Consider the following 25844-nt stretch of genomic DNA (forward strand, 5'->3'; position numbering starts at 1 on the left):
AAGAGGGCACTAATTAAGGATATACATAGCCCTAACCTGCTCGGTTTCACCGCTCAGAACCTTCCCAACGGTTTTAAGCACGCTCTCCCCTGCGGGTCCGAATATCCGCTCCCAGAAGCCCCTCTTTGGTTTAACCTCTACAACTTTTGCCCCGGGGCAGCGGCCGAGCTTCTTTGCCACTTCAACTGCCTTTTCTATACCGCCCAGGTAGTCTACCAGCCCCAGCTCCTTTGCCCGGCGCCCCGTAAATATTCTACCGTCTGCAAACGACCTTACCTTCTCAACCGGCAAGTGTCTGCCTTTGGCCACCGCCTCTACAAACTGGTTGTAGGAGTCGTCTATCAGGTTTTGGACCACCTTTAAACACTCCGGGTCGGGCTTTTTAAAGGGGTTCAGCAGGTCTTTACAGCGGCCGCTCTTTACCGTTACCGCCTCTATACCGAGCTTCTGGGCCAGCTGGCTTACGTTTAAAACTTGGATTATCACGCCGATGCTTCCCGTAATCGTTCCCGGGTTGGCAACTATCTTCGTGGCCGGCACCGACACGTAGAGCCCTCCCGACGCGGCCACCGAGTCCATCGAGACCACCACCGGTTTTCTCCGGGCAACCTCTGCCACTTTGTCGTGAATCTCCTGACAAGCTCCTACTACCCCTCCTGGTGAATCTACCCTCAGGACAACCGCCTTAACGCTTGAGTTCCTCTCGACCCGGTCCAGCAGCTTCAGGTATGGCTCAGAGCGCGAAATCACCCCCTCTATTCTCACAATCGCCACCTTCGGGCCGTAGGCTGCCTCTATAGAGCCCATCTCCTTCGGGAACAGGGCCATAACGAGAACGACAAAGGCCATAACCCCTAAGAGCAGGAAAATCCCCTTTAGCCTTTTCACTTCTTACCTCCTACGCTGAAGTGGAGCTTGAACAGCTTTTCGTGGAGCTCTTTCGGCGTTTTCTTTAGAAGCTCTGCCAGCCCGGTATTCCCCTCCGGCAGCTTCACTTTGAACCTCTTTTCCAGCTCCTTCATCGTTTTTAGCCGCACCGCCTTTGCCACGATTGAGGCAGCCGCAACCGCCAAATCGTCTTCGGCTTTCGGCCTCACCTCGAGCCTGGCACCTTTAACCACGTCTTTTAACACCTCTTCCGCCCTGTTGCTGAACTTGTCTACAACAACCACTTTCGGCGAGAACTTCTCGCACAGGTCAGAGACTATCTCCCGGTAAACGGCCTCCAGCAGCCTGTTGATGTTCTTAAACTTTGAGTAAGCCCTGTTGTACTTCTCCGGAATCAGCAGCTTTACTTTTCCGTGGCAGGTCTCTGTTATCTCCGATGCAAGCTCTTCCACCTTCTCGTTGCTCAGTTTTTTGGAGTCTTTAACCCCCAACTCTATCAGCCTTTTCAGGCACTTTTCGTCGGCCACTATACACGCAACAACCAGCGGCCCTACAAACTCCCCCTTTCCGGCCTCGTCACACCCTATCCGGGGAAGCTCTGTGTCGCTTAAAACCGTTTCGGCAACAAGCTCTTTGAGCTTTTCTCTTCCTTTCCCTCCGTAAACTACGGAGCCGCTCTTGTAAACGGTTAAGATTGCGTCGTTCAGCCTCAGCCTGTACTGGGCGTGCTCCGGCGGCTTTTCCTCTTTTGCCCCTAAGGCTTTCAGCTTCTTTAGGAGCTTCTCCTTTTCGCTGCTGCTCAGTTTCACTTCAACCTCACTCTAAATCCGATTCCGGCCTCGGGGCCGTAGTAGCTGTTATACCTGATTTCAAGGTAGTACTTCCTGCTGAAGTAGAACTGAATGCTGCCTCCGTACTCGGGGTTCTGGCCGGTTGTTTCGTAGCCCACCAGTCTGATTCTCTTAGTCAGCTTCTTTGAAACGGTAATTTTCGCAACCGTTTCTCCGTACCTTGTTATGTAGGGCTCAACGGAGAAGCTCTCCAGCTTCAGGATTTTCTGGAACTGCTCCTCAACGGGCTTAAAGAAGGTGGCCGTTGCATAGTAGGCAACTTGAACCGCCGGGAATATCTCCGAGCTCGCCTCAACCTGCTCGGGAGACGCCCCGGTCATTATGAGGTTCAGAATCTGCTCCCTCGTAAGCGGAGGGTCCGACGTAAGGTAGAGCTGGGGCGACTGCAGGCTCCCCTCTATCTTCATGTAAACGTAGTAGCCGTTTATGTAGGAGCTTGCTATCAGGCTTATCCTGCCCCGCTTCCTCAGCAGGTCAGTTATAACGCCGGAGCCGTAAAGGACCTTGAACTTCTTGCCCATGTAGTCTATCTGGCCTCCGGTTATGTAGAAGCTGCCGCTGGCCTTGAGCTGCTGGTTGGCGGTTTTCAAGTTGAAGGAGGGCACAAGCTCTACCCAGAAGAGCTCCGACTGAATCTTTACCGGCTCTAAGAAGAGCACCTTAATGTTGAGTTTTACCGGGAGTTTTACCGTTTGGGGCGGGGCGGAAGCTCCGCTTTCCTCGCCTTTGCCTTTGTGGAACAGCACCTTGGTTCTGCTCAGGTTGACCGTTCCGGAGATTCCTCTCTCCTTTAGGTTCAGGTGGAGCTCTCCGGAGGCGAAGCTCTTCCAAACTCCCACTTCGCCTATCGGTATGTCGGATAGGGTTACAACCCCCTTGCCGTTTTTTGTGGTTATGACGGCGCTTCCGTCTCCGGCCATAACCTCTCCCGAGAGCCTCTCTACCGCTCCGTCCTCTACGGCGGCCTCGAGTTTCGGAATGTATATCTTTTCAAGGACGTACTTAACCTTCATAGATGCGTTTTTAACTCCCGCCCGGAGTCTGTAGTGAAGCTCTTTGTTGTAGCCCCAGCTGCCCTCGGCTATAACGGCGCCCTTTACAAAGGGGATAAACTTGTACGCTTTGGCAAGGTAAACCAGCCCCTTTATGCCGAACTTTCCTTTGAACTTGCCGTGGGGGTACGGGTAGAGTGAGAGCTCCTTCGACTCTATCCAGCCGTCTACGTACGACAGGCTGAAGTCACTCACCTGAACTTTACCCTTTTTGAGCTTCAGGTAGATACCCGATACCGAGTAGAGCCTGTAGAAACCCTGCGGTTTAACCGTAAATGCTGGAACCGCCACCCTCCCCGTAAGGTCGCTTAAGTCCAGCTGAACGAAGGCCATGTTGATTAAACCCTTCGCTTTGGGCAGCTTCAGTTTTAACTCCCTTACAACTCCCACAACCGAGGGCCTGTTCTCCGAGAAGACCACCTTCAGGTCTACTCCTTCACCCTTTAGGCTTATCGTGCCCAACCCCTCCGGCTCCAGTAGGCTTCCCGAGGCTCTTACCTCTTTTCCTCTCTCGAGGTAGGGCGAGTTTACATTAAACTTACCAGAAAATTTTACGGTTACTTTAGGTAGAACACCTCCAAACAGAATACTTCCCCCGCCTCCAACCTCAACAAACTTGTTTCTATACTCTCCTTTTACCTTAACTTCACCCTGAACTCTGCCGTTAAACCCGTACTCAACTCTTCCCCGTAAACTGCTCTCTGCAAGCAGGGGAACCTTAAAGCCGCTAAACTCGGCCTTTACCCCGTTACCAACAAACAGAGCCCTGATTTCTCCCTCTCCGAACTCTTTACCTTTTACATTCAGCTCACCTACTTCTCCCCTTGCCTCCCCAAAGAGCTCTCCTCCTTTAAACTCAAAATTCCCGGTAAATACCCCTTCAACCTCTACCCCTTTGGCCGTAATCCTTCCGCTGTACCTGAACCCTTTGGTCTTCAGAGAGAGCTCTTCTGCTTTAAAGGGAGCTCTCCCGCTAAAGGAGAGCTCACCGCTGACCTTACCATCCGCTTCAACTCCCTTAACCCACCTCCCTGCAACCTCTGAGAGGGGAGCCACATCTACGTTGGAGAGGAGCAGGCTTCCCCAGAATTCTTTACCATTAATATTTACGGTTAAATTACGCAAAACAATCCCCTCAGTAGAATAACCGCTAACAACTAAAACTCCCTCCCCACTGCTGAACCGACCGCTTCCCGCAACGTCCCCTAAGGAGACTCCGTCGATTTTGGGACTTCCACTGAACGAAAACTCCGAGAAGAGCTCTCTTCCCCTTCCCTCGAGCTGTCCGTTTAGATTAAAGCTGCCCGAAAGGGTTAAAGATTTGCTCTTTACAACTTTCGATAAGTTTCCAACTATAGAGTAATCTACGTTCAACTCTTTCGTAGGAGTTCTGTAGAAACCGCTTGCCTTTAGCTCTAAATCGCCCCTTAGGGCTGCCGAGAACCTGACTAACTTCTCCCCTCCCCTGAACCCTATTTCCCCCTCTTCGGCAAAGTTTGCAATCTTTCCCTTTTCCAGCTTCAGCCTGCCCCGGTAGTTCAGGTGCTCTCTCGAGTAGGAAAACTCAATCGGCCCGCTTAAAAGTCCCTCTATTCTCTTTCCCTGCAGGGCCTTTAACCTATTCAGGGAAAACTTTTTCAAGTTGAGGCTACCGTAGAGCCTTTTTTCTTCGAGGCTGTACTCCGCCCTTCCCGAAACGTCGTTCCCCCTTAAATCAACAGAGAGGGCAGGCCACCTGAGCTTTCCCTTCACAAAGAGGTTGCTCTCTGTAAGCTGAGGGGTTTGAAGCTCTTTAACTCTTGCCCAGAAATCTACCTCGGGCCGGCCGACCTTGCCGCTGCCGTAACATCTGAACTCTATCCTCTTTAGAACCGTCGCTCTTTTAGGGACTACCTCGCTTCCCTTTCCTTCAACGGCAAACTTTACTTCTCCGCTCTTAAGCCGGTATTCCCCGCTTCCCTTAAACCTCAAACCGTCGAACTTACCCTTAAAACTCGTAACCTGAACTCTGTTCTCTTCCAGCTTTCCCTTCGCGGTCAGCTGAGTATCTACGTCTTCTACCGTTCCCCGCGATTTTACGCTAAATGATTTACCATAATAATTTACTGTAATTTGCTGAAAAAACCCAGAACCACCAACCCCAAAACTCAACCAGCCACTACGAACCCCCCTAAAGGCCAAACTACCTCTAAAGGAATACCCCCCGTAGTTACCGCAGATGCGGGGAACCCTAAGCTCTCCGTTTACAAAGTAACCTTTGGTCGGCTCAACCTGGAGCTCCCTACTGCCTACTAACCCTTCTAATCCGCCGATGAAAAACTGCCTACCGGACTCAAAGAGAATTCCGTTTACAAGGAGGCTGCCACCGGGCCAGGTGTAAACCGCTCTGTCTATCTCCACTTTTTGAGCGTAAAACGGCAAAACGGGCTTAAACTCTCCTCCGCCTTTGGAGCTTGAACCAGTGGACTCAACCTCTGCCTCTACAACCGAAATTTCGCTGAAGAAGAGCTTCCGCTCCGTCAAACTCTTCAGCAGGTTGAGCTCCACCCTCCCCTTATAGAGCTCAACCTCAAGCCCGGGCTTCCTCAACTCCAGTGAGTTAAACGAAACTCCGGCAGTGAAGTTTTTTGGATTGAAGCTCCAGCGTAACCCGGAAACGTTAAAGGCAATCTCCGCCCTTTTCTTCAGAACGTAGCCGATTAAGTCTCTACCGACAAGGAAGGAGAAGAAGAGGAAGAACAGGAAGAAAACAAAGCGCAGGAACCGGTTTATCGGGCCACGCCTGATAGAGTGAAGGAGCTCCCTCAGAAACTCCTTAGTTTTCACTGTTTAGCTCCAAACTCTCCCAACTACGACACCTGGGGCACATCCAGTCGAAGGTGTCTGTTTTAAAGCCGCAGTTCTGACAGCGGAAAACCTTCTGACGGTTTTTAAGGTGGCTCAGCAGTCCCTCCAGCCTGTCGACCACCTTTTTCCTCTGACCGCTCTCCCACAGCAGCCTCAGGTAGAGCTCGTAGAGATCCGCCCAAAACTCTCCGCCGTCAACAAACTCCTCGAGAAGTTTAAGGGCACTCTCTTTGTCGTTTGACTCAAGATATAGCTTCACAAGCCGCAAGACAACCGGGTAGGAGAGCCCAGCCTCTTTAGATATCTGGAGGAGCTTCTCAACCGAGAGCCCGTCTCCCTCCTCTATAACCTGGAGGAACGGGGCGGTGTGCTTCGGGGAGAGCTTCATCCCCTTCAAGGCCATCTGATAGCCCTTCTCCGGCTCCCCGACTGCGTAGTAGAGCTTAGAGAGAACGTAATAAAAAAGAGGCAGGGGCACCTTGGGGTTAACCTTCCTCAGGAGGCGAAAGGCCTTATCGGTTCTCCCTTTGTCTATGTACTGGCTGGCCAGGTAGAGCTTGGTGTGTAGAAGCTCGTCGGAGAACTCCTCCTTAAGGCTTGCGGCCTTCTCGAGGAGCTCAACAGACTCCTCCAGCCTGCCAACATCCCTTTTAAGGAGAGCGAGCTCGTAGTAGAAGAAGCTCTCCCCGGGAAACTGCTCTATCCCCTCCTTTAGGGCCTCCTCGGCCCTGTCGATAAAGCCGGCAGCCCTGTAAACAAGTGCAAGGTTTAAAACAACCAGCTTCCTCTCCTCGGGAGAGAGCTCTTCGCCCTTCAGCCTTTCCAGTATCTTCAGGCTCTTGTAAAACTCACCCTTCTCCTTCAGAAGGAGAGCCAAGGTAACATAGGCATTAAAGGGAGTATCTACCGATACAGGCTCTATCTCCTTGATAAGGTCCTGCCTGCTGACCGAGAGCTTCTTCAGGTAGTTCTCTACGCCGGACGCCCCTCCCCTCTTAAAAAGCTCCTTTAACCTGGAGAACATCTACTCCCAGCACTCCTTAAGCCTTCTGTAGGTTTCATCGAGGGCCTGGGGTATCACCTTTACCCCTGCCGTAACCGGCATAAAGTTGGTATCTCCGTTCCACCTGGGAACAACGTGGAAGTGTATATGGGTATCGACGCTACCGCCTGCGGCCCTGCCCAGGTTAAGCCCTACGTTGAAACCGTCGGGGTTGTAGGCCCTCTTTAGCACCTCTATAGACTTTTGAATCAGCCGGTTAACCTCTAAAAGCTCTTCCGGAAGCAAAGAGGTGAAATCGCCGGTGTGTCTAACCGGACACACCATAAGGTGCCCGGTGTTGTAGGGGAACCGATTGAGTATAACGAGGGCCTTCTCTCCCTTGTAGAGGAGCAGGTTCTCCTCGTCTCTGTCGGGGTGCTCGGCAGCAGCCCTACAGATGAAGCAGCCCCTCGGCTCCTCCTTTCCCACCTTAGATACGTAAGAGAGCCTCCACGGTGCCCAGAGAAGCTCCATAACCCAACCTCCCGGTTAGTAAAGAAGCCCGTTTCGCTTCAATACTCCAAGTATAGCCCTTAACCTTGGGGTTCGCCAGGTGGAGGGGTCGGAGTAGAGGCGCTTCTCCTCCTTCTTCAGAAAGCCGAAGAGAACCCCTTCAACCTGAGAAGGGTAGTAGTAGAGGACCGAGCTGCACCTCTCATCTTTTAAAAACGAGTCCATCAGGGGGCTGTACTTCAGCAGGTTACACTCCTGGAGGGCCTCCCTCATGAACCTCTTTGCGTTCTCGGCGGCGAACCTGTAAACCCGGCGGCCGCACACTCCTTTCAGGTTTGCCGTTATCTCGCCGAAGAGCAAAATTTCATCGGGGTCTTTCAGGTCGTTCTCAACGCACTCTTTCAAAACGGCAAACGCCCCTTCAACCCCCTTTTTAACCGCAAGGTTGTAAGCCCTTTCAAGGTCTTTAACGGACAGGTAGTAGCTACCCGCAAGTTGGGTGAGGAGCTCCAACTGGCCGGCAACCGGCTGGTTTACAGAAACAGGTTCAGATTTAAAATCCCGGGCGGCAACATCTATGAAGTCTTCCAGGGCTTGCCGGTAGAAGCTCTCCGGCTCCGATAGCACCGTTTCAAGGGGGTCGCCGCCGGCGGCGGAAGCTCCTTGCCCGAAAAGAGAAACGATTACCGCTGCCGATATAAAGAACCTCTTCATACCCTAACTCCCATTTCGATTCATCGGTAGATTATCCTAAAAGGGCCCGAGCCGAGCAAGGAAGGGGTTTAACCGAAAACCGAGTCTACAACTTTGAACATCAGCTCGTCCCGAACCTTTGCGTACCTTGCCGATGTGTTCGGAGAGGCGTGACCGAGAAAGGCCTGTATGACCCTTATATCTACCCCCCTGTCTACCAGTACCGTTGCAAAGGTGTGGCGGAGTTTGTGGGGGTGTATGGGAACGCCCGTCTCATCTCTGACCCTGTTGAATATGTACTTAGCCCCTTGGTAGCTCAGCGGAAAGAGCTTCTCCCCTTCAACCCTTTCTGCGTAGCTGATGAGTTCCCGGGCGAAGCTCCTACTCAGCGGAATGAACCGCTCTTTACCTCCCTTACCGATAACTTTGAGGACCGGCCTCCCTTTAAACTCCACTATACTCTCTTTGGTAAGGGACAGCAGCTCCGATATCCTGAGACCGCAGTAGAGAATGGTCTTAAACATCAGGTAATCCCGCTCTCCCCTTTTCCTTGCCGCCTCAAGGACCTTTTCAACCTCTTCGGGAGTGAGCGCCTCGGGGACTCTCTGTTTGACCTTCTTTATCCTTAGAGAAGGTTTAACGGGGTTTTTATCAATTATCTCCATATCTACCAGGAAGTTGAAGAAGGTGTTCAGGGCAGATATCCTCCTGTTTATGAGGGAAGGGCTACAGCCCATCCTCCCCCTGAAGAGCATAAGGTCGGCGGTTTTTACTGCCGATACATCTTTGTCCCCAACCGTTTTTATGAACAGGTTCAAGTCGTTTCTATACTCCTTTACCGTTCGTGGAGAGAGCTCTTTCTCCTTAAAGTTCAGAAACAGTTCAACCGCCTCAGATAGCTTCACGCCTCCTCCCGTTTACCATCGATATATTCGCTCTATTTCGGTTCGGCAGGTATAACAACACTCCAGTTTCATCACAGACGAAATATATAAACGCGCCTTTCATCACCTCCGCCGGGCGGCTCAGCTCGGAACCGGCTACCTTTACTATAACAAATGTCAATTTGTTATAGTAGCAAACAGGGCTTCCCCTCACATTAAGCTCTGATTCTTTAATTAGAATTAAAGCTATTTAACAATACCGACTATATATTCACTAAAAATGCAATAAACAACTAAAGGAGGCATTTTGGAAGAGAGGGAGCTTAAAAACGGAAGCTGCAGAGTACGGATAGGAGAAATTGAAATCGAAGGGGATGCCGATTTTGTAAAGTCCATATTCAAAAAGGTAATAGAGGCAGCTAGGGAAATCCTCTCTCCCGAAAACAGCAACACCGCCCCGGACACGGACCCGAAAAAAAACTCCCAAGCCCTCAACAAAGCAACCGACCCCACAGAGCCCGGAACACTGTCGGAAGGGGAAGTGAGGAAGCTCATCAGGGAGTTTCTGGAGAGGTACGATATTAAAAAGAGGAACGAAGCAGCCGTTATCATAGCTTACCACCTGAACAAATACCTAAACAAAAAGGAGATTTCCCCGGAAGACCTCAAAAAGTTCTGGGACAACAAGGTGAAACCGCCTAAACCGCCTAAAGGTTTTTAAGGGATACCTCTTAAAAACAGTGGTTCGAAAAGGCAGGTAGGAACACCTACCAGATTTCTCCCCTGGGAATTCACTTCGTTGAAGAAGAACTAGAGAGAAAATTAGCCGGTAAATGAAGGTGGACTCCACTTTAGTAAACAAGCTAATAGACAGAGTCAAACGTGTAAAAGCTGCTCTCATCACGGGCAACTCTCAAGAAGTACTCTTAGAGGCAGGGAAAGCTGTAGAGGTAGGAACAAGAGTGCTTCAGTCACTAATCAAAGGCCGGTATACTCCCCTAAACACAAGCTTAAAAATTTCAAAGGAGCTCAACAGACTCGAGAACCACCCCAACCTCCTCCAAAAACTTAAAGCAGATATAAACTGTTTTAAGTTTATATCTCTGTTGAGGAACTTTAAGGCAGCCCATGCAACAGAAGAGTCCGAAGTTCAAGAGCTCGATGTAAAAGCTGTGAGTGCCGCCCTTGAGTGGGCGGTAACCCGGCTACTCGAAGAGGCGGCTCCCGGGAAGCTCAAAGAACTGAGAAACATAGAGCTTCCCCACCCGAGCATACCGGCAGCAAACGCAACCGTTCAGGAAAAAATACTCCTCTACCTGCTCTCGATATATCCCGAAGGAAGCAAAGCTCCAGAAATAGCAGAGAAAGCCGAGGTAAGCAGGAGCCACACCTACAAAACGCTAAAAAGCCTAAAAAGAAGGAAGCTCGTTAAACCCACAAAGGAGAAACTATTTGCCCTAACAGAGTCCGGCTACCTTCGGGCTCAGGAGATAAAATGCAAGCTCCTTGAGGCCTCTACAAGCCCTGCACAACCAAACAGCATGGCGTCCCCTAAAGGGTAAGCGTATTCTCCCAGCTCTTTAAACTTCTTCCTGTTGGGGCCCACAAGGTAAACCTTTTCCGGCTCAACAGGCTCAAAACAGACCGCTCCGTGCCCGCCGTCGTTAAAAACCTCCTCGAAGGAGAGCTCCCCCTTCAATAGCTTAACCATAAAGTTTTTCAGTTTATCAGCACCGAGCATCCTCGTATGGTGCTCAAACAGAGCACAGATAACCCCATCTTTCACAGCCGCCGCAAGGGTGTGACCGTTTCCGCAGTCGAGACACAAGAAACTCTTTACCCCCTGTTCCCTGGCAACCTGAAGAACGCCGGCAACTGCAGCGAGTTTACTGTCCATAACAAACCCTTCAACTCCCCTCTCTTTAAGCTGCTCCAGGATAGAGTCGAACCTGGAGAACTTACCGGTTGGCCCCCTGTAAACGAGCTTCTCGGGCCGCCTCTCCTCCTCAAGGAGCTCCCTTAGGTAGTTGAACCGGGTAACCCTGTCGCTCTGCCCCTCTTCAAAGCCGTGGTCCTGACAGGCCACTCCAAGAATAAACCCATCGCCTTCCACCCCGGCCATTTCAAAGAGAGCTCTGTAAAGGTCAAACTCAAGGTCTGTCAGGGTAAAGTCGGCCTCGGGAAGGCTTTCAACAACCTCTATGCCCCACTCTTTAAGCTCGTTAGGGTCGTCGCTGAAGCTCTTTGCGGCAGGCAAAGTCGCAACAACTCGCCCCCCTCTACTTATGAACCTCAGAACGGCTTTTTTCAGGGGGCCTCCTCCCATTGTGTATCCGTTAAACCTTATTACGCTGCCTTTCCACCCATCTACCGCCTTTGCAAGTTTCGCCGTAGGTGAAGGGAGAACTGCTTTTACCCAGTTCTCGTAACTCTTACCCTCAATGGGCAGGAGTAAATCCTGAGTTCCCGCCCCTACGTCAACGAGTAAAATTTTCACACTCCACCTCTCGGAGATTAAGTTTTTAAAAGAAGTATAACTGTTCACTTAAGGAGGTTAATAAATGTTTGAACCGGAAACCGACACCTTCCAAGGACCCACAATTAAAGTAGTAGGCGTAGGAGGAGGCGGCGGAAACGCCGTAGCCCGAATGTTCGAAATGGGAATCGAAGGTGTGGAGTTCGTTGCCATAAACACCGACGCTCAAGTTCTGACAAGCCTGAACGTTCCGGTAAAGGTTCAGATAGGCGAAAAGCTTACCAAGGGGCTCGGAGCCGGCGGCAACCCCCAAATCGGCGAGCAGGCCGCCTTAGAAGACGAGGCAAAAATACGTGAAGTTATAGAAGGTTCGGATATGGTCTTCATAACCGCCGGCATGGGCGGTGGCACGGGAACCGGCGCAGCTCCCATTGTTGCAAAAATAGCCAAGGATATGGGAATTCTAACCGTTGGAGTTGTAACCAAACCCTTCGATTTTGAGGGCAAGAAGCGCCGCATCTACGCAGAGGAGGGGATAAAGAAGCTCCGGGAGTACATAGACACCCTGATGGTGATTCCCAACCAGAAACTGATAACCGTTTCCCCGAAGAAGCTCAGCATAGTTGAAAGCTTCAAAATGGCCGATATGGTCCTTTACCACGCCGTAAAGGGCATAGTGGAAGTTATCACCAGGCCGGGCCTCATAAACCTGGACTTTGCAGACGTTAAAACCGTAATCCAGAGCGGCGGCTACGCCCTTATAGGCCTCGGTGAGGCAAGCGGAGAGGAGAGGGCCCTTACGGCAGCCCGCAAGGCCATAGACAACCCCCTCCTTGAGAACGCCCAGATAGAGGGGGCAAGCAGGATTCTGGTAAACATCACCGGCGGCCCCAGCCTGACCTTAGACGAGGCCTACGCTGCAGCCGGCCTTATAAGGGAGAGAACTAAAAGAGACGACACAAACTTCTTCTTCGGGGTTACCTTAGACGATTCTATGGACGAAAACCTTCAGGTGACCGTAATAGCAACCGGGTTCGACGAGAAAGGCCGCAGTAGGCTCTTTTCTGAGATGAAGGAGGAGATGAGCTCACCTTTCGACGAGAAAACCCAAGAGACCGCAGACGACTTCCCCTTCGACATTAAGTCGCTGCTGGATTCTCTGAAGGACGAATAAGGGACCTTGCCCCTTAAGGGGCAAGGTCTTCCATTGTTTGAGCTACCGCTCCGGCCTCGAGCATCCGGTTAACGGCTTCCCGGGTAGTTTCCGGGGCAACCCCCTTAACCGCGTCTGCAAGCAGAACGCAGGAGTAGCCCAAGTTCAAAGCGCCTAAAACGGTGTTCTTAACGCAGTAGTCGGTTGCAACCCCGCAGACGAAAACTCTTCTCACGCCCCTTTCCCGAAGGAGCTGCTCCAGCAGGGTCCCCTGAAATCCCGAGTAGGCCTCAAGCTCGGGCCTGTCTCCCTTGTTAATTATGAAAGTCTCCGGAGGGAGCTCAAGCCCCTTTGCAAAGGCCGCCCCCTCGCTCCACTGGACGCAGTGGCGGGGCCAGATTCCCCCGTTTTCCTTAAAGGAGACGTGGTTTTCGGGGTGCCAGTCCCTCGTTGCGAAAATCGGCAGACCCGCTTCGGAAAAGAGCTTCAAGTACCTGTTAACAACCGGAATTATGGAGTCTGCCCCATTAACAGGCAGAGCGCCCCAAGGCATAAAGTCGTTCTGAATGTCTACAACTATCAGGGCGTCTCTGCTGCCGAGCCTAAACACTACTCCTCCACTACCAGCTTAAAGGCGTTAACCGCAAGCTCGGTTGCGTTGTCAACCGACAGCTTAGAGGTGTTCAGCTTCAGGTGGAAGAGGTCTATCTGCTCTATATCTTTGCCGCAGACATCCCTGTAGAACTGCCTCTCCTTCTCGTCAATCTTCCTGAGCTGAGCTTCGGCCCTGTCGAGGGTTGTTCCCGTCTTCTCGGCAAAAACTTTAACCCTGTCGGCAAAGGGAGCCTCAACCTTCAGGTGAAGGGTGTTGGGGTACTCCTGGAGTATGCAGGCAGCGCCGTGCCCAACTATAACAACGTTGTTGGAAACGGCAAAGGCGGTAACCGTTTTGGTAAGGGCCTCTCTGAAGTCCTCAAAGGTTATCTCCTTCTTCTTCTCGCCGAATATGGCCCCGAAGTCTATGAAGTCCTTGTCCAGCTGAAAGAGGTCGAAGAAGGAGAGCTTCGACGGCACGTACTTGAACTCGTTGAACTCCTCTATCTTCCACTCGGGAACCCCGAGCCTCTTTGCCACCTCCTGCAGGATTTCGGAGTAGACCAACCTGTAGCCGAGCTTCTCGGCAACTGCACGGGCAACCTCGAGCCCGAGGGACCCCAGCTGATAGGTCACCGTAACAACTCCCATCTTTCCCTCCAGCATTCTCTCTCTGTATTCTTCGTCTGAAAGTAAATTTAACCTTATTCTCTGGGCCAGTTCAACAAAGTAGTCGGAATCTACAAAGTCCGGGAGGGTTTTATCGAGCCTTACGAAGAGCTCCTCAAGCTTGGGAAGCAGCTTGTCGCAGCACAGGGCAAGCTCTTCATCTTCGTAGAGAAGCTCCACAGCCTCTTCGGCCCTATCCACCTTTCACCTCTTGTTCAAGCTCTATTTCGGGCAGGTCTGCAAGGGAGGCGAGCCTAAAGTGGTAGAGGAACTCCTTGGTTGTTCTGTAGAGCTTCGGCCTCCCGGGCCCCTTCGCCCTGCCGGCCACCTCTATGAGCCCCTTCTCAAGGAGGGAGCGAATCGCCCCGTCGGGGTTCTGCCCCCTTATCTGGGCAATCTCCTTCCTGGTTATCGGCTGGTTGTAGGCTATTATGGCCAAAACCTCAAGCAGGTGTCTCGAGAGCTTCACGGGCCGCTCTTTAACGAACTCCTTAACGGCCGGGGCAAGGTCGGGGGCGGTGAAGAACCTGTACCCTCCGGCAACCTCCCTCAGCACAATCCCCCTGCCCTCGTACTCGGAAAGGAGCTCCCTCAGGGCCCTCTCAACCTCCAAGAGGGGCAGGTTAAGCTTCTCCGAAAGCTCCCCGGCAGAAACGGGCTCCTGAGCCAGAAAGAGGGCGGCCTCTATGAGTCTTTTAGTTCTCTCCATTTAACTCAAGCTCTCCGACTATCAGCTCGGTAGCCTCAGGCCTTGAAAGGGAAAGGAAGTTCTTCCTTAGCCTTTCCCTCTCTATTCTATCAAATAGGAGCCTGGCTACAATTCGGGCAAACTCTTCGGGGGGAAGCTCTTCCTGCCTCCTCAAGATGGCCGCTCCCCGCTCGGCGTAAAAGGCACCGTTTTTAAACTGGTGGTCGTCTGTTGCAAAGGGGAAGGGAACCAAAAGGGTGGGAATCCCGAAGAGGGAAAGCTCCGCAAGCGCAAGGGCACCGGCCCTCGAAACGGCAGCGTCGGCAGCGGCGTAGAGCTCCCATACCTTGCCGTAGAACTCGGTAACGAAAGCGGGTATTCCCCTCTCCCTGTAGAGCTTCTCGGCCCTATCTCTACCCTTTCCCGGCCCCGTAACGTGGATAACCTGGAACTTCCCCCTAATAAGGGGCAAAGCCTTCAGGGCCGTTTCGTTCAGCCACAGGGCCCCCTGACTCCCTCCCACAATGAGGAGGGTGGGAAGCTCGGGGCTCAACCCGACCCTTTTTAAAAAACGGGTCCCCACCTTCCCTTTGCTTTCGGCCGCCTCTACAACCTCCTCTCTTACGGGGTTCCCGGAGAAAACGCAGCTGCACCGTAGGCTCTTTCGGGCATCGGGGAAGCCGAGAAAGGCCTTACCCGCAAAGCGGGAGAGTAGCCTTAAACTCCTTCCGGGAACGCTGTTCTGCTCCTGAAGGAAAAGGGGAGTGCCGCTTAAGACGGCCGCCAGGCCGGCAGGCATCGACGCGTACCCCCCGAAAACAACGACCCTATCGGGCCGCCACCTCTTAAAGAGCTTCAGCAGCTTTAAAGCGGCGGCAGAAACCGTGAAAGGAGCAACGAGCCCCTTCAACCCCTTACCCGAAAAGGCGGCAACCGGCAGGTAAACCCGTTCCTCGGCGGGGAAGTCGTTTAGCCGCTCCTCTATTCTCCCCTTAGAGCCTACGAAGAAGACCCTGTGCCCACGCCTCTGGAGTTCCCTGCCGACGGCAAGCGCCGGGAAGTAGTGGCCTCCCGTTCCCCCTCCGGAGAGAACAACCCTCACGCGTACCTTCCCCTTTCAACCATCTCAATTTTCACCTTAGACTCGGCCGGCAGAAGCTTCGCAATGTTCATCAAAAAACCGACCGCCAGAAAACTTGCAATCAGCGACGTTCCCCCCATACTCATAAAGGGCAGGGTTATACCGGTTGTGGGAACAACTCCCAAGTTCACCCCTATGTGAACGGCCGCCTCGAGGAAGAGGTAGAGGGTAAGGCCTATGGCCATAGAGCGCCCCACCCTTTCGTCGCTCCTGTCGGCTATGGAGAGCCCCAGGTAGAGAATCAACAGGTACGCAAGCATAACAAGGCCCGCTCCCACTGCGCCAGTTTCTTCGGCTATGTGGGCAAACATAAAGTCGCTAAAGGAGAAGGTAAGGAACATCAGCTTAGACTGGGTTCCCTGGCCTATACCCATTCCGGTGAGCCCGCCCTTTGCAAAGGCCACGAAGGCTTGAACCAGCTGGTAGCTGTCGTACTTACCGGGAACCCTGTAGTAGTCCTTAGGGTGGAGGAGAATCTTTATCCTGGCAAGCCTGTAGGGGGCGGTAACAACGGCAACAACGAAGGTTAAGAACCCCAGAAGCAGCGGGGCCGCTATGTACCTCATACTGAGCCCGGTTACGAACAGGATGGCGAATATGACTATCGAGAGAATCATCGCAGAGCCCAGGTCTTTCTCGGCCAGTATCAGGAAAACCGGGAAGAAGGCAAGGAACATGAAGCCTACAAACACCCTCCAGTTGTTCTGAATGTCGCTCCACTTGTACTGAAGGTAGCCGGCAACAAACAGTATCACAAGCACCTTGGCAAGCTCGGCCGGCTGAAACGAGATTCCGCCGACCACTATCCAGCTCTTTGAGTTGTTTATCTCCCTGCCGAAGAGCAAAACCGCCACCAGCAGGAGGTTTGCGGCCCCGTAAAGGAGCCACAGGTACTTCTTGGTGGCCATCTTCCTGTAGTCGGCGAACTTGTATACGCCGAGAGCAGCTACTACCCCAAGAAGAAGGGCAAATCCCTGTTTAAGGGCGTACCTGTAGGGGGCCATTCCGTGTTTTAAACACCAGAAGTAGCTGCCGGTGTAAACGAATATAACGCCTGCTACCGAAAGCAGCAGGGCAATGATAAACAGAGCCCAGGCGGCAAGTCTCCTGTTCACGTTTCCTCCGTAAGTCTTTTAACGGCCTCCCTGAACCTCTCTCCCCTCTCCTGGAAGTTCTTGAACATATCGAAGCTCGCACAGCCGGGAGAAAGGAGTACTACTCCCTCGTCGCCGGCAAGGGCGTAGGCCCTCTCAACGGCCTCTTCCATAGAGGAGGCCGTTAGAACGTAGGTCTCCTCTTTGAAAGTCTCAACAAGCTTCCCCGCCGTCTCTCCGATTGCAACAAGGGCCTTTACCCTGCTCTTTACAAGGGGTTTTAGCTCTTTAAAGTCGAGGCCCTTGTCGCTACCGCCGGCTATGAGAACAACGGAGCGGAAGCTCTCGAGGGCCTTTTTCATTGCGTCCGGGTTGGTGGCCTTTGAGTCGTTAACGAAAACCACCCCGCCCTTCCTGCCGACCACCTCACACCTGTGGGGAAGCCCCTTAAAGGCTTTGAAGCCTTCGTAAATCTCCTCTTCACTCAGCCCCACAACGGCAAGGGCAACAAGGGCTGCAAGGTAGTTCTCTAAGTTGTGAATTCCTTTGAGGGGAAGCTCCCTGTAGGGAATTCTGTAGCCACTGAAAACGAGAAGCTCTCCCTCGACCCTTGCATCTGCGCCCGAGTCTGTAGATACCGAGAAGGTGTAGATACCGAGCTTTCCTTTTAAGTGCTTGAAGGAGGGGTCGTCTCCGTTCACAACTGCACAGTCGCTGAAATCTAAAAGGCGCAGTTTTGCCTCCCTGTACTCCTCGAAAGAGGAGTAGCGGTTGAGGTGGTCGGGAGTAACGTTCAAGAAGACCGAAACACGGCTTCTGAAGGAGGTAAGGTCCTCTATCTGGAAAGAGGAGAGCTCCAGGGCGGTGAAGCTCTCCTCGGTTGTATCGAGGGCAAAGGTGCTTAGGGGGATTCCGTAGTTTCCCCCTATGAAGCTCTCCCTGCCGCTCAGCTTAAGGGCGTGGTATATAACCGCCGTTGTTGTGCTCTTGCCGTTTGTGCCCGTTACGGAGATGAAGCTCCCGGAAGAGAACCGATACCCCAGCTCAACCTCACCGTAGACGGGAATCCCAGCCCTTTTCGCCTTCTCGAGTAACGGGTTGCGGGGCGGAACGCCGGGAGACTTCACAACCGCGGCAATCCCGGAGAGCTCGGGTTCGGGCTCTCCATCGCTGTAAAGGAGCGGCTCTATTCCGAGCCTTTCAAGGAGCTTCGCCGCCCCCAAACCGCTCTTTCCCCTTCCGAAAACCAGAACTCTCACACCGCTCTCCCAACCGTTAACAGCTTAGTTATTATCGGGCCAGCAGAGCGGAAAATCAAGGGAGAAGTGTGATTTGTGATTCAACCATTTAGTCCGATAAGACCTAAAATTTAGTCAAAGAAACAACAACAAGCCGGGGAAACCCTTTAGGGGGAAAGAGAGTGATAAAGGAAGGACTAAAAGCCATTGCAGTAGCAGTACTTCTCTCCTCTACAGCCCTTGGCTACCCCCTTGAGCTGAAAAACACGGCAAGAACGGGGTACACGCTGGCCCGCTTTACAGTCTCTCCCGGAGCCGACGGCATCAACCGGTGCAAACAGCTGTGCTACCAGAACAACGGCTGCCTCGCCTGGAGCGTAAGCGAAAACGTGTGCTCCCTACAGTTCGACGTTCCCGAGCCGCTTCCCCGAAAAGGTAGCACGTCGGGGATAAAACCCGCCTATCTGTACCCGTTTATGGACACCCGGATACCCGAAAGCTGGGGAAAAACCTTTAAAGTTGTCCTCTGTAATCCCCACAAAATCCCCAACAGCAACCAGCACTTCGGCTGGAAGGAGAAGGCCGAAGCCATAGGAGACGCAGTTCCCCCCGAAGGCGCCCAAGGGGTTCTCTACCTCTACCCGGTTACGAAGGTCGACCCAGCCGTTGTTGAGGGAACCTTTAAAGTCCCCGAAAATGGGGCAACGCTTGAAATCAGAACGGCGGGAAACGTAAATTCGAGTTACCTTTTAAAGGTTGCCGTTAACGGCAAGGTAGTGCTGTCGAAGACCGTAAGCGGGAGCAGGTGGCGGGTGGTGAAAGTTCCCCTCGATAGCTACGCCGGCCAAACGGTAACGGTAGACCTCCTGGGCTGTAGGAAGGGATGGTTCTACCAGTACATCTTTATAGACTGGATTAAACTGGTCCCTAACGACTGAGGAATCCCCCCACCTTGGGCACCTCTGCCCGAGGGCCGTCCGTTTTCTGGCGGCCCTTTTTTCCACTTATGTTAAATTTCCCAAATCAACCCCCGGAGAGAGCAATGGAGCTGTTTACGCTGGAAAACGGCCTGAAGGTCTGCCTTAAGGAGAGAGAAGACCTCTTCTCAACCACCGTTGTTCTGTGGGTTAAAGCCGGGGCGGCCTACGAAACAGATAGGGAGCGGGGGGCGGCCCACTTCCTCGAGCACGTAATCTTTACAGAGAGCGAAAACCTTGCCCCCGGCCAGATAGACGCCGAAGTTGAGAGGCTGGGAGGCGAGCTCAACGCCGCAACCTCTTACGACTACACTTACTACTATATAAACCTCCCCGGCAGGTACACCCTGCGGGCCCTGGAGCTGATTTCAGAGCTTGTCCTGCGGCCGGTTATCTCCGAAAGGGCCGTTGAGAAGGAGCGCCCGATAGTCCTCGAGGAGATAGCAAGAAGCCGGGATAACCCCCACGAGCTCTTCTCGGAGCGCTTCCTGATGGAGCTTTACAGGAAGGCCCCCTACAGGCACCCCATTTTGGGATACCCCGACACCGTTTCGTCATTCACCCCCGAGCTCCTTCAGAGCTTTTACAACAGACTCTATACGCCCGAACGGATGGGCCTGGTTGTTGTGGGTAACTTCCGCCCGGAGGAGGTAAAGAGCAGGCTCAGCGGGCTCTTCTGTGCAGAGAAAAAGGGAGAGCCGGTAACCGAGCCCGAGCCCGAACCTGCCGACACCGCCGCCGCGAGGTTTGCCCTTAGCCACCCAACTGTTTCGTTCCCCTACGTGGCTCTGGGGTGGAAGCTCCCCCCGTGCGGCCGACACGACATCTACTTCGAGATTCTCGACTCTATGCTCTCATCGGGGCGCTCGGCACTCCTCTACAGGGAGCTTCGGGAAAGGGGAGTGGTCTTCTCCGCCTCCTCAAACTACCAGAACCTCCTGTTCGGCTCAAACTTTACCGTTTCGATGGCAACCGAAAACCCCGAAAGAGCCGTAGAGGAGCTGAAAAAACTCCTCAAAAACCTTGTAGAGCGGGTTTCGGAATCCGAGTTTCGACTTGCGAAGGAGAAGCTGAAGAAGGGAGAGCTCTTCGGCAGGGAGTCGGGTGAGGCCGAGGCCGACGCCATCGGCTACGCCGTAACCGTTCTGGGCGACCCCGGCTACTTTACAGACTTCTTCAAAGACCTTGAAGCAGCAGATATCAACACCTTCAGGGAGAAAATCTCCTTCCTGACGGAAGAGCCCTTAATCGGACTTCTCACTCCCCAAGCAGACTAAAGCACCCCTCAGGGCCTTTACGCCGAACTCTTTTTTAAGCTCTTCCAGCTTCCTCTTTACCAGCCTGCGCTCCTTCTCCACCTTCAGCCTGTTCTTTATGGTTGTGTAAACGTCTCCGTAGCCCAAAACCCTCGAGGGAACGAACCTGTCGAGGACAACGAGTAGGGTTTTACCGCTCGGCACGTTGAGGAGGTAGAGCTTCTTCCCCTTCTCCGTGAAAACGAGCTGGGCAACGGGGTTGTTCTGCCCCTCCTCCACCTCAACAACCCTTCCCCGGGAGAAAACCTCTTTGGGAATCGCCTTTGCCGGCGGAATCCCCTTCTTCAGCTTCTGCAATGCCTCTTTGGCGGCCTCCTCGCTCTCAAAGGGGTAAACGGTAACCTTTGCCCTCTCGGGTGTTCTGAACTCCTGCTTGTGCTCCCTGTAGTAGCGCTTAACCTCGTCGTCGGAGACCTTTACTTGGGAGGCTATTTCAGACTCAAAAGCCTTAACGGCAAAGGACTCCTTGTAGTAGAGGAGTTCGTTTTTGAACTTCTCGGTTCTGTCAAGCCCCTGGGCCTTTGCCTTCAGGTAGAGCATGTAGTCCCTAACGGCCCTCTTTAGCGCCTCGGCAGAGCTCGAACCGTTGAGGAGGGGTTGAAGCTCCCCGTAAGTTACCTTCCCTCCCGGGTAAACGGCCACAACGTCGCCCTCTTTTTCAGGGTGGAGGTTAACGATTTTCACCCCCCTCATCGCCCCGGAGTAGAGCTTCCTCTCCGCATCCTCAAACTTGTGGGCCTTTATGTTTATCTCCACAAACTTCCTGAGCCTCGCCCTCTCCTTGGGCGGGTACTTCTCAAGGGCTTTCTCAACCTCTTCCGGGGATACTTTTACCTCAGAGAGCCTTTTATTGACGAGCATGGAGATAAGCTCGTCGATTTTAAACTTCTCGAGCCTTCTCTTAACAACAGGGTCGTTAAAGTAGCCCCTCTTCTCGTAGTAGGTGAGTATCAGCTGCCTCTGACCTATCTTCTCCAGGAGCTTCTCCCTCCCCGAAAGCCCGCTGTAAAACCGCCTAAGGGCCCACTTGGGGAGCCTCGACTCCACAAACTCAAAGTAGGAGTAGTTAACGGTTCTGCCGTCGACCTTCAGCAGCGGTTCATCCGGCGGGCAGGTGCCGGAAAACGCAGCCGGGGCAAAGAACAAAACGGCTGCCACAAGTAGCTTCCTCACGCTAACCTCCGTAAGACGTTATCCTCTCTAAGAACTTCTCGGTGAGAAGCTCTATCTCCTTCCTTCCCTCCAGCTCCTTAACCCAGCTCTCGGGAATCGAGCCAAACCCCAAGTACCCCCCTAAAATCCCTCCGGTCACAAAGGCTACGGCGTCTGTATCGCCGCCGAACTCTCCGTAACTGTTAACGGCCGAGAGAACGCCCATCCTGAAAGAGCGGTAGTTGGAAAGGGCAAAGTAAAGGCCGCTTGCAAAGGCCTCCGGAGCGAAAGAGCCGTTACCAAGAACAACTGCAACCTCGTCCGGCTTTAAGCTTCCCTTCCTGAGCACCTGCAGCAGCAGGTCAAGGTACGCCTTTACCGTTTCGGTTTGGGCAAACTCCCTTAAAACGTCTATGAACCCCAAACGGTCTTCCTCCGTCTCAAAAGAGACCCTACCCCCTACAACCTCCGAGGCCGCAACGGCGAGAACTCCGGCCGTGTCGGTCAGAATCGGGTCTCCGTGGGTTATAGAGGCCACGTAGGCCCCCTCCTGGTAGGCGTCGTCGCTGCTGTCCCACCTGAAGAGGCCGGCCGCAAGGGCCGGAACTGCGCCGTCTATGTCCGTTGCCTTAACCTGGGCTTCCACGCTTTCAAGCCCTGCACCGTAGGAGAGGGCGGCGTTAACGTGGGCCCCCGACGGATACCTGTGCTCCCTCTCCCTCTTTACCCAGTCGACAAGGAGCTCCACGTAGTAAGACTCGTCGAAGTAACCCCGTTCGGCGTAAACCTTTAAGGCCATAAGGAAAATTTGAGACTCGTGGGAGTAACACCCCTTCCCCAGGTGCGGACACACCGCAAGGGGTGAAGGCTCCCTGAAGCCGAGTATCGGCCCTCCGTAGGCCCTCTTCACCGTCTCCCCGTCCATCTCCTCAACGAGCGTTCCCAGCGCATCCCCGATTACCGCACCGAAAACCGCTCCCTTTACCTTCTCTTTGAGAAGCTCCATACAACCTCCGAACATACTAACAGAGTTGAGACAGACTAATACTTAATGCCCTTAAAGGAGACGGACAAGGAGGGGGAAAGGGGGGGAGGCCCCCAGCAGAGCTTAGGACCTCCTCTTCCTCCTTCCGACAAACAGACCGAGAAGACCTGCAAACATGGAGAGGAAAGAGGCGATACCGGACGGTGCAGGCGTAGAGGCCGCAAGAGAACAGCCTCCGCCCCCTCCGGCAGAAGAGGTGGTTGCAGAGGTAGAGGTGGCAGCGGTTCCGACTATTGCAAAGTAGCTGAGGTTCTGACGGGCAAACGTAACGAAGGGGTTGTTGGGGTCTACGCCGAAGTCGGCCACCTTAGTCCAGTTCTTGCCGTCTTCGCTGGCAAGAACAACCACCCTGTCTTTAACCTTCTCGGGGTCGTACTTAATCGTGAACGTAACGGGGGCGTTAAAGCGGTTCGTCTTGGTGTGGATGTCGAGAACTTCGGTGGCCAGAACGGGAGTTGATACCCCCATGGATTTAGCCGCCTCAAGGGCCGACTCCTCAATGGAGGCGTTCTCTACTTTCTCTACCTTAACGGAAGTTGGGGTATCAACGGCTCCCACAGGTGCCGATATCTGGACGTCTTCGGAAACCGGACCCGTAACCTTGCCGTCGGGAGTAACCAGGTAGAAGGCGGCGTACTCCTTGCTCTCTACCGGAACGGAAGTGACGTTAAGGAGAGCTCCCTGAGTCACAACGATTTTTCCGTCTTTAACCTCGGCTCCTGCCGGAAGCTTCCACATACCGGCCGCCTTAGACTCGGAGATGGCCTCCGGAGAGAAGCCAAAGGGAATAAGGGTTACCTCTCTTCCGGCGGTCGGGTCGCCGCTCATAACTGCCGGGCTCAGCCTGTTCTGGCTCTCGTCGGCGCTGTGGCAGGCGTCACAGGAGAGCGGACCGGAGCTCTTAGAGCCGAGGGCGTAACTTGCCGGCAGAACGCCGTGGTCAACCCCGAAGGGAGCCATGAAGAACATGATAACCGGGTTGTGGGGATGGTCCGGGTCTTCCTTATCGAGCACCTGTTTAAGGGCCGCCTTAACCGCCTCGTACTCGGCGTCGTTGCTGATTTCCGGCCTGCCGTCGCCGTCATCGTCGTCTATGTAGTTGAGGTAGCCTCCGGGATTGCCCTCTACCCAGTGGAGCTTAATCGCAATCTTGCCGGTGTTGGGGTCTATCGTAAGGCCGGGAACGCTCTTGTCGGGAGCTTCCGGGTCTATCGTAGACCTTCCCAGCGGGTTGCCGTTTGCGTCGTAGGCAACGCCGTCGAAGGCCATGTTCATCTCCCTGATGAAGAGAGCCCTTCCGGTTGCGGCGTCTACCCAGGTTGCAACCTGAATCGGGTTGATGAGCCCCGCCTTGAGAACCGGGTTACCGCTGTCGTCTACCGTCCAGCGCTTGATAATCACGGGAGCCCAGCGCCACGGGAAGTTACCCGGCTTAATCTCCCAGTTGCCGAACATCGTATTGCCGACCCTCATAAGGGCCCTGAAGGGGTCCATATCTATCTGGCCTATGGGGAGAACTTTGTCGTTACCCGCATCGTCGGTTTGGGCTATCACGTAGGAGTAGTTGATACCGTAGGTTGGAGTGGGAGCAAACGCCGGTATTGCCCACTCGGGCGGGAACTGCTGAACCTGGAAAGTTGTAGAGTTTGCGCTCATGAAACGGTTATCGAAGTTGTTGGAGTAGCCCAGGGTGTCGTCGAAGAAGCGGAAGCTCCAGTAAGTTTTGTAGGGAATGTGGCACACCTGACACATGATTTTCGAGATGTGGGCTCCGGCAGCGGGCCCGAACTTAGACTTGTGGGCATCTGCGGCTGCAGCTTCAGAACCCCAGTGGCACTTCACACAGGTCTGAACGGGCGGGTTGTAGTCCAGCGCCGGCATAACCTCACCGGCCGGGTCGTTACCCTTGAGGAAGTTGTGGGGGTTGTGGTGCTCCCTGACCTCTTCGGGGAGGTTATCCTGACCGTGACACGACAGGCACGTTAAATTGCCGCCGTCTTTGGCAAAGTGAACGTCGTAGCCGGCGGGAAGTCCCTGGGTGTTCGTCGGGTCGGTGTTGATTTCACCCGAGGAGTCCATGGCTATGGGAGCCACGGAGTTATCGTTCTGGCTCTCGTCCGGAGCGTAAACGGCGCCACGCTTAACAACGTCGGCCCCCAAACCTATGATACCCCTCCTCACGTACCAAGAGGGGTGGGATTGTCCGCTGGGGTCGGACCACCTGTTTTCTGTATCGGGGATGGCAAAGTGGCACTGGGCACACATGAGGCCCAGGTCTTTATCCTTGTCGCCGGCGTGGGTAACCTTAACGCCGTCTGCAGAGGCGGCGTCGGGTCCGGCCAGCGTGTAGTGGTTATCCGTTTCCAGCACCGGCAACTGAACGTTGTCCAGGTCTACATCAGAAGCGTAGTAGGCTACGGCCTTAAAGGTTCCGTCGGGCTGCTTTATAAGCCTTACAAAGGCAAGGGGCTTGGTCGGGTCGTTGGGGTCTGCAACCCCCATAAGAGTTCCCGTTGCGGCCCAGCCGAAGAAGTGTCCGGCCCTTGCCAGAGTTACAAAGGGAACGTTTGGGTCGCCCGGCGAGTAGGTGTAGTTGTCGCTGAGGGAGGTTGCCCTCATCATAAAGCCGGCACCAACGTAGGGTTGCCCCTCCTTGTCTGCCGTAGACTCAAAGAAGGCGTTACGCAGGTAGTCCCTTGCAGAGAAGTTGGGAGCTCCGGGGTCCAGGTAGAACTGGCTGAAGAATCCCGAAAGCCCGTTGCCGTTGTAGGTGTAATCGGTACCGCCGAGCTTCGAGTAGGGAACCGTAAACCCGCTGGTTTGTCCGTGTCTGAGGGCGCCGGCAATAACCGCAATCGTGAGGCTCTGGGCCTTCATTACAAGCTGCTGGTCTGAGAGGTCGAGGCCGGAATTCAGCAGGCAGTCCTGAATAACGTTCTGGTAGTAAATAGCCACCAGCCTCTCAAGCGGGTCCGAGTAGAAGGCCGCCGAGTCTATCGTGTAGCCGGCCTGGGCCTCCTGAGAGCTGAGCTGGGGAGGGAAGCCCATGGAAATCTCTACTACGTGGCCGTTGGGGTCCTTCTTAACGAAGACGAAAACCCTCGGGTTTGCCGGAGTCGGGTTGAGGGCTTTCCACTCAACAGTTCCGTTGTCGGACAAGTGGATGGCACTTTCAACCACGAGGTTGTCGTTCTCGGCAGCGCTCCTGTCGGCGTGGCAGAGGAAGCAGTCGGTATCGAGAACCCCCGACTTCTTCCAGTTGAACTTGTGGGGCATTCCTATGTAGCCCCTCGAGTACTCGTCGGCCGTGTAGGAGAAGAGGTCTCCGTCTACCTGGTCGTCGGTGTAGGAGGCCTTAGAGAAAAAGCCTGTGCCGTCGGTAGCGTCGTCCCAGGTTTCGGCCTCGTCGTGGCGTTTGCCGCTGTCCCTGTCGAAGGCGTGAATTCCGCCCGAGTGGCAGGATGCACAGGTGAACACCTTGTCGGGTGTTCCCATATCCATTGCGTATTTTACGTTTCCGCGGAAATCTATGCCGTTGTTAATGTCGGGGGCGAGTCCGGGGTCGTCTGCAGGGTGCTTTGCCGCCAACTG

General features: G+C 53.9%; 22 protein-coding genes. 5 read left to right on the forward strand and 17 right to left on the reverse strand.

Annotated features, from left to right (window positions below; all coding sequences use genetic code 11):
• Window positions 1-9 precede the first annotated feature (9 nt).
• From sppA to THEAM_RS04785, 7 genes are all read right to left on the reverse strand, one after another.
• Entirely contained in the window at window positions 10-888 is an 879-nt protein-coding gene (gene sppA / locus THEAM_RS04755; protein WP_013537697.1) for a signal peptide peptidase SppA, read from the reverse strand.
• Window positions 885-1697: a ribonuclease HIII gene (gene rnhC, locus THEAM_RS04760; RefSeq protein WP_013537698.1), complete on the reverse strand. Its 813-nt coding sequence runs from the start codon at window positions 1695-1697 to the stop codon at window positions 885-887. The genes sppA and rnhC overlap by 4 nt, the downstream gene beginning before the upstream one ends.
• Window positions 1694-5617, reverse strand: a complete 3924-nt coding sequence (locus THEAM_RS04765; RefSeq protein ID WP_013537699.1) for a translocation/assembly module TamB domain-containing protein — start codon at window positions 5615-5617, stop codon at window positions 1694-1696. The genes rnhC and THEAM_RS04765 overlap by 4 nt, the downstream gene beginning before the upstream one ends.
• On the reverse strand, window positions 5607-6662 hold the full coding sequence (locus tag THEAM_RS04770) for a hypothetical protein (protein ID WP_013537700.1): 1056 nt from the start codon (window positions 6660-6662) through the stop codon (window positions 5607-5609). The genes THEAM_RS04765 and THEAM_RS04770 overlap by 11 nt, the downstream gene beginning before the upstream one ends.
• A complete protein-coding gene (locus tag THEAM_RS04775; protein WP_013537701.1) occupies window positions 6663-7154 on the reverse strand; it encodes an HIT family protein in 492 nt (163 codons plus the stop codon).
• A gap of 15 nt (window positions 7155-7169) precedes the next feature.
• On the reverse strand, window positions 7170-7847 hold the full coding sequence (locus THEAM_RS04780) for a hypothetical protein (protein WP_013537702.1): 678 nt from the start codon (window positions 7845-7847) through the stop codon (window positions 7170-7172).
• A gap of 68 nt (window positions 7848-7915) precedes the next feature.
• A complete protein-coding gene (locus THEAM_RS04785) occupies window positions 7916-8731 on the reverse strand; it encodes a tyrosine-type recombinase/integrase (RefSeq protein ID WP_013537703.1) in 816 nt (271 codons plus the stop codon).
• A gap of 286 nt (window positions 8732-9017) precedes the next feature.
• On the opposite strand from THEAM_RS04785, the gene THEAM_RS04790 reads away from it, so the two are divergent.
• Together THEAM_RS04790 and THEAM_RS04795 are read left to right on the forward strand one after the other, a co-directional pair.
• Complete coding sequence (locus THEAM_RS04790) at window positions 9018-9431, forward strand: hypothetical protein (RefSeq protein WP_013537704.1); 414 nt, start codon at window positions 9018-9020, stop codon at window positions 9429-9431.
• 112 nt (window positions 9432-9543) lie between these two features.
• A complete protein-coding gene (locus tag THEAM_RS04795) occupies window positions 9544-10272 on the forward strand; it encodes a helix-turn-helix domain-containing protein (protein WP_013537705.1) in 729 nt (242 codons plus the stop codon).
• Here THEAM_RS04795 and THEAM_RS04800 read toward each other — a convergent pair.
• A complete protein-coding gene (locus tag THEAM_RS04800; protein ID WP_013537706.1) occupies window positions 10194-11207 on the reverse strand; it encodes a DUF1786 domain-containing protein in 1014 nt (337 codons plus the stop codon). The two genes, THEAM_RS04795 and THEAM_RS04800, sit on opposite strands and share 79 nt — an antisense overlap.
• 64 nt (window positions 11208-11271) lie before the next feature.
• Here THEAM_RS04800 and ftsZ point away from each other — a divergent pair, with 64 nt between their 5' ends.
• Window positions 11272-12360: a cell division protein FtsZ gene (gene ftsZ / locus THEAM_RS04805; protein WP_013537707.1), complete on the forward strand. Its 1089-nt coding sequence runs from the start codon at window positions 11272-11274 to the stop codon at window positions 12358-12360.
• A gap of 13 nt (window positions 12361-12373) precedes the next feature.
• Here ftsZ and THEAM_RS04810 read toward each other — a convergent pair whose 3' ends face one another.
• Genes THEAM_RS04810 through murD form a run of 6 tightly spaced genes read right to left on the reverse strand, consistent with a single transcriptional unit; the run spans window position 12374 to window position 17784 of the window.
• Window positions 12374-12949 carry a nicotinamidase gene (locus THEAM_RS04810; RefSeq protein ID WP_013537708.1) on the reverse strand — a complete coding sequence of 192 codons (576 nt, stop codon included), beginning with the start codon at window positions 12947-12949 and terminating at the stop codon, window positions 12374-12376.
• Entirely contained in the window at window positions 12949-13803 is an 855-nt protein-coding gene (locus THEAM_RS04815; RefSeq protein WP_013537709.1) for a cytidylate kinase-like family protein, read from the reverse strand. The genes THEAM_RS04810 and THEAM_RS04815 overlap by 1 nt, the downstream gene beginning before the upstream one ends.
• The gene (scpB, locus tag THEAM_RS04820; RefSeq protein WP_013537710.1) at window positions 13796-14311 is read right to left on the reverse strand and encodes an SMC-Scp complex subunit ScpB; all 516 of its coding nucleotides are present in this window, start codon (window positions 14309-14311) and stop codon (window positions 13796-13798) included. Before scpB ends, THEAM_RS04815 begins: the two co-directional genes overlap by 8 nt.
• On the reverse strand, window positions 14298-15392 hold the full coding sequence (murG, locus tag THEAM_RS04825) for an undecaprenyldiphospho-muramoylpentapeptide beta-N-acetylglucosaminyltransferase (RefSeq protein ID WP_013537711.1): 1095 nt from the start codon (window positions 15390-15392) through the stop codon (window positions 14298-14300). The genes scpB and murG overlap by 14 nt, the downstream gene beginning before the upstream one ends.
• On the reverse strand, window positions 15389-16546 hold the full coding sequence (locus THEAM_RS04830; protein ID WP_013537712.1) for an FtsW/RodA/SpoVE family cell cycle protein: 1158 nt from the start codon (window positions 16544-16546) through the stop codon (window positions 15389-15391). Before THEAM_RS04830 ends, murG begins: the two co-directional genes overlap by 4 nt.
• Window positions 16543-17784, reverse strand: a complete 1242-nt coding sequence (gene murD / locus THEAM_RS04835; protein WP_013537713.1) for a UDP-N-acetylmuramoyl-L-alanine--D-glutamate ligase — start codon at window positions 17782-17784, stop codon at window positions 16543-16545. Before murD ends, THEAM_RS04830 begins: the two co-directional genes overlap by 4 nt.
• A 161-nt stretch (window positions 17785-17945) precedes the next feature.
• Here murD and THEAM_RS04840 point away from each other — a divergent pair, with 161 nt between their 5' ends.
• Both THEAM_RS04840 and THEAM_RS04845 read left to right on the forward strand, forming a co-directional pair.
• The gene (locus THEAM_RS04840) at window positions 17946-18701 is read left to right on the forward strand and encodes a PAN/Apple domain-containing protein (RefSeq protein WP_013537714.1); all 756 of its coding nucleotides are present in this window, start codon (window positions 17946-17948) and stop codon (window positions 18699-18701) included.
• 104 nt (window positions 18702-18805) lie between these two features.
• Window positions 18806-20017: a M16 family metallopeptidase gene (locus tag THEAM_RS04845; RefSeq protein ID WP_013537715.1), complete on the forward strand. Its 1212-nt coding sequence runs from the start codon at window positions 18806-18808 to the stop codon at window positions 20015-20017.
• On the opposite strand, the gene THEAM_RS04850 is transcribed toward THEAM_RS04845, so the two are convergent.
• From THEAM_RS04850 to THEAM_RS04860, 3 genes are all read right to left on the reverse strand, one after another.
• Window positions 19985-21229 (reverse strand): peptidyl-prolyl cis-trans isomerase, encoded by a 1245-nt coding sequence (locus THEAM_RS04850; RefSeq protein ID WP_013537716.1) that lies wholly within the window; start codon window positions 21227-21229, stop codon window positions 19985-19987. The genes THEAM_RS04845 and THEAM_RS04850 overlap by 33 nt on opposite strands.
• 1 nt (window position 21230) lies before the next feature.
• The gene (locus THEAM_RS04855) at window positions 21231-22214 is read right to left on the reverse strand and encodes an ADP-ribosylglycohydrolase family protein (protein ID WP_013537717.1); all 984 of its coding nucleotides are present in this window, start codon (window positions 22212-22214) and stop codon (window positions 21231-21233) included.
• A gap of 102 nt (window positions 22215-22316) precedes the next feature.
• Window positions 22317-25841 carry a cytochrome c3 family protein gene (locus tag THEAM_RS04860; RefSeq protein ID WP_013537718.1) on the reverse strand — a complete coding sequence of 1175 codons (3525 nt, stop codon included), beginning with the start codon at window positions 25839-25841 and terminating at the stop codon, window positions 22317-22319.
• Window positions 25842-25844: the final 3 nt, after the last annotated feature.

This window comes from Thermovibrio ammonificans HB-1 (assembly GCF_000185805.1).
GTDB classification, from domain to species: Bacteria; Aquificota; Aquificia; order Desulfurobacteriales; family Desulfurobacteriaceae; genus Thermovibrio; species Thermovibrio ammonificans.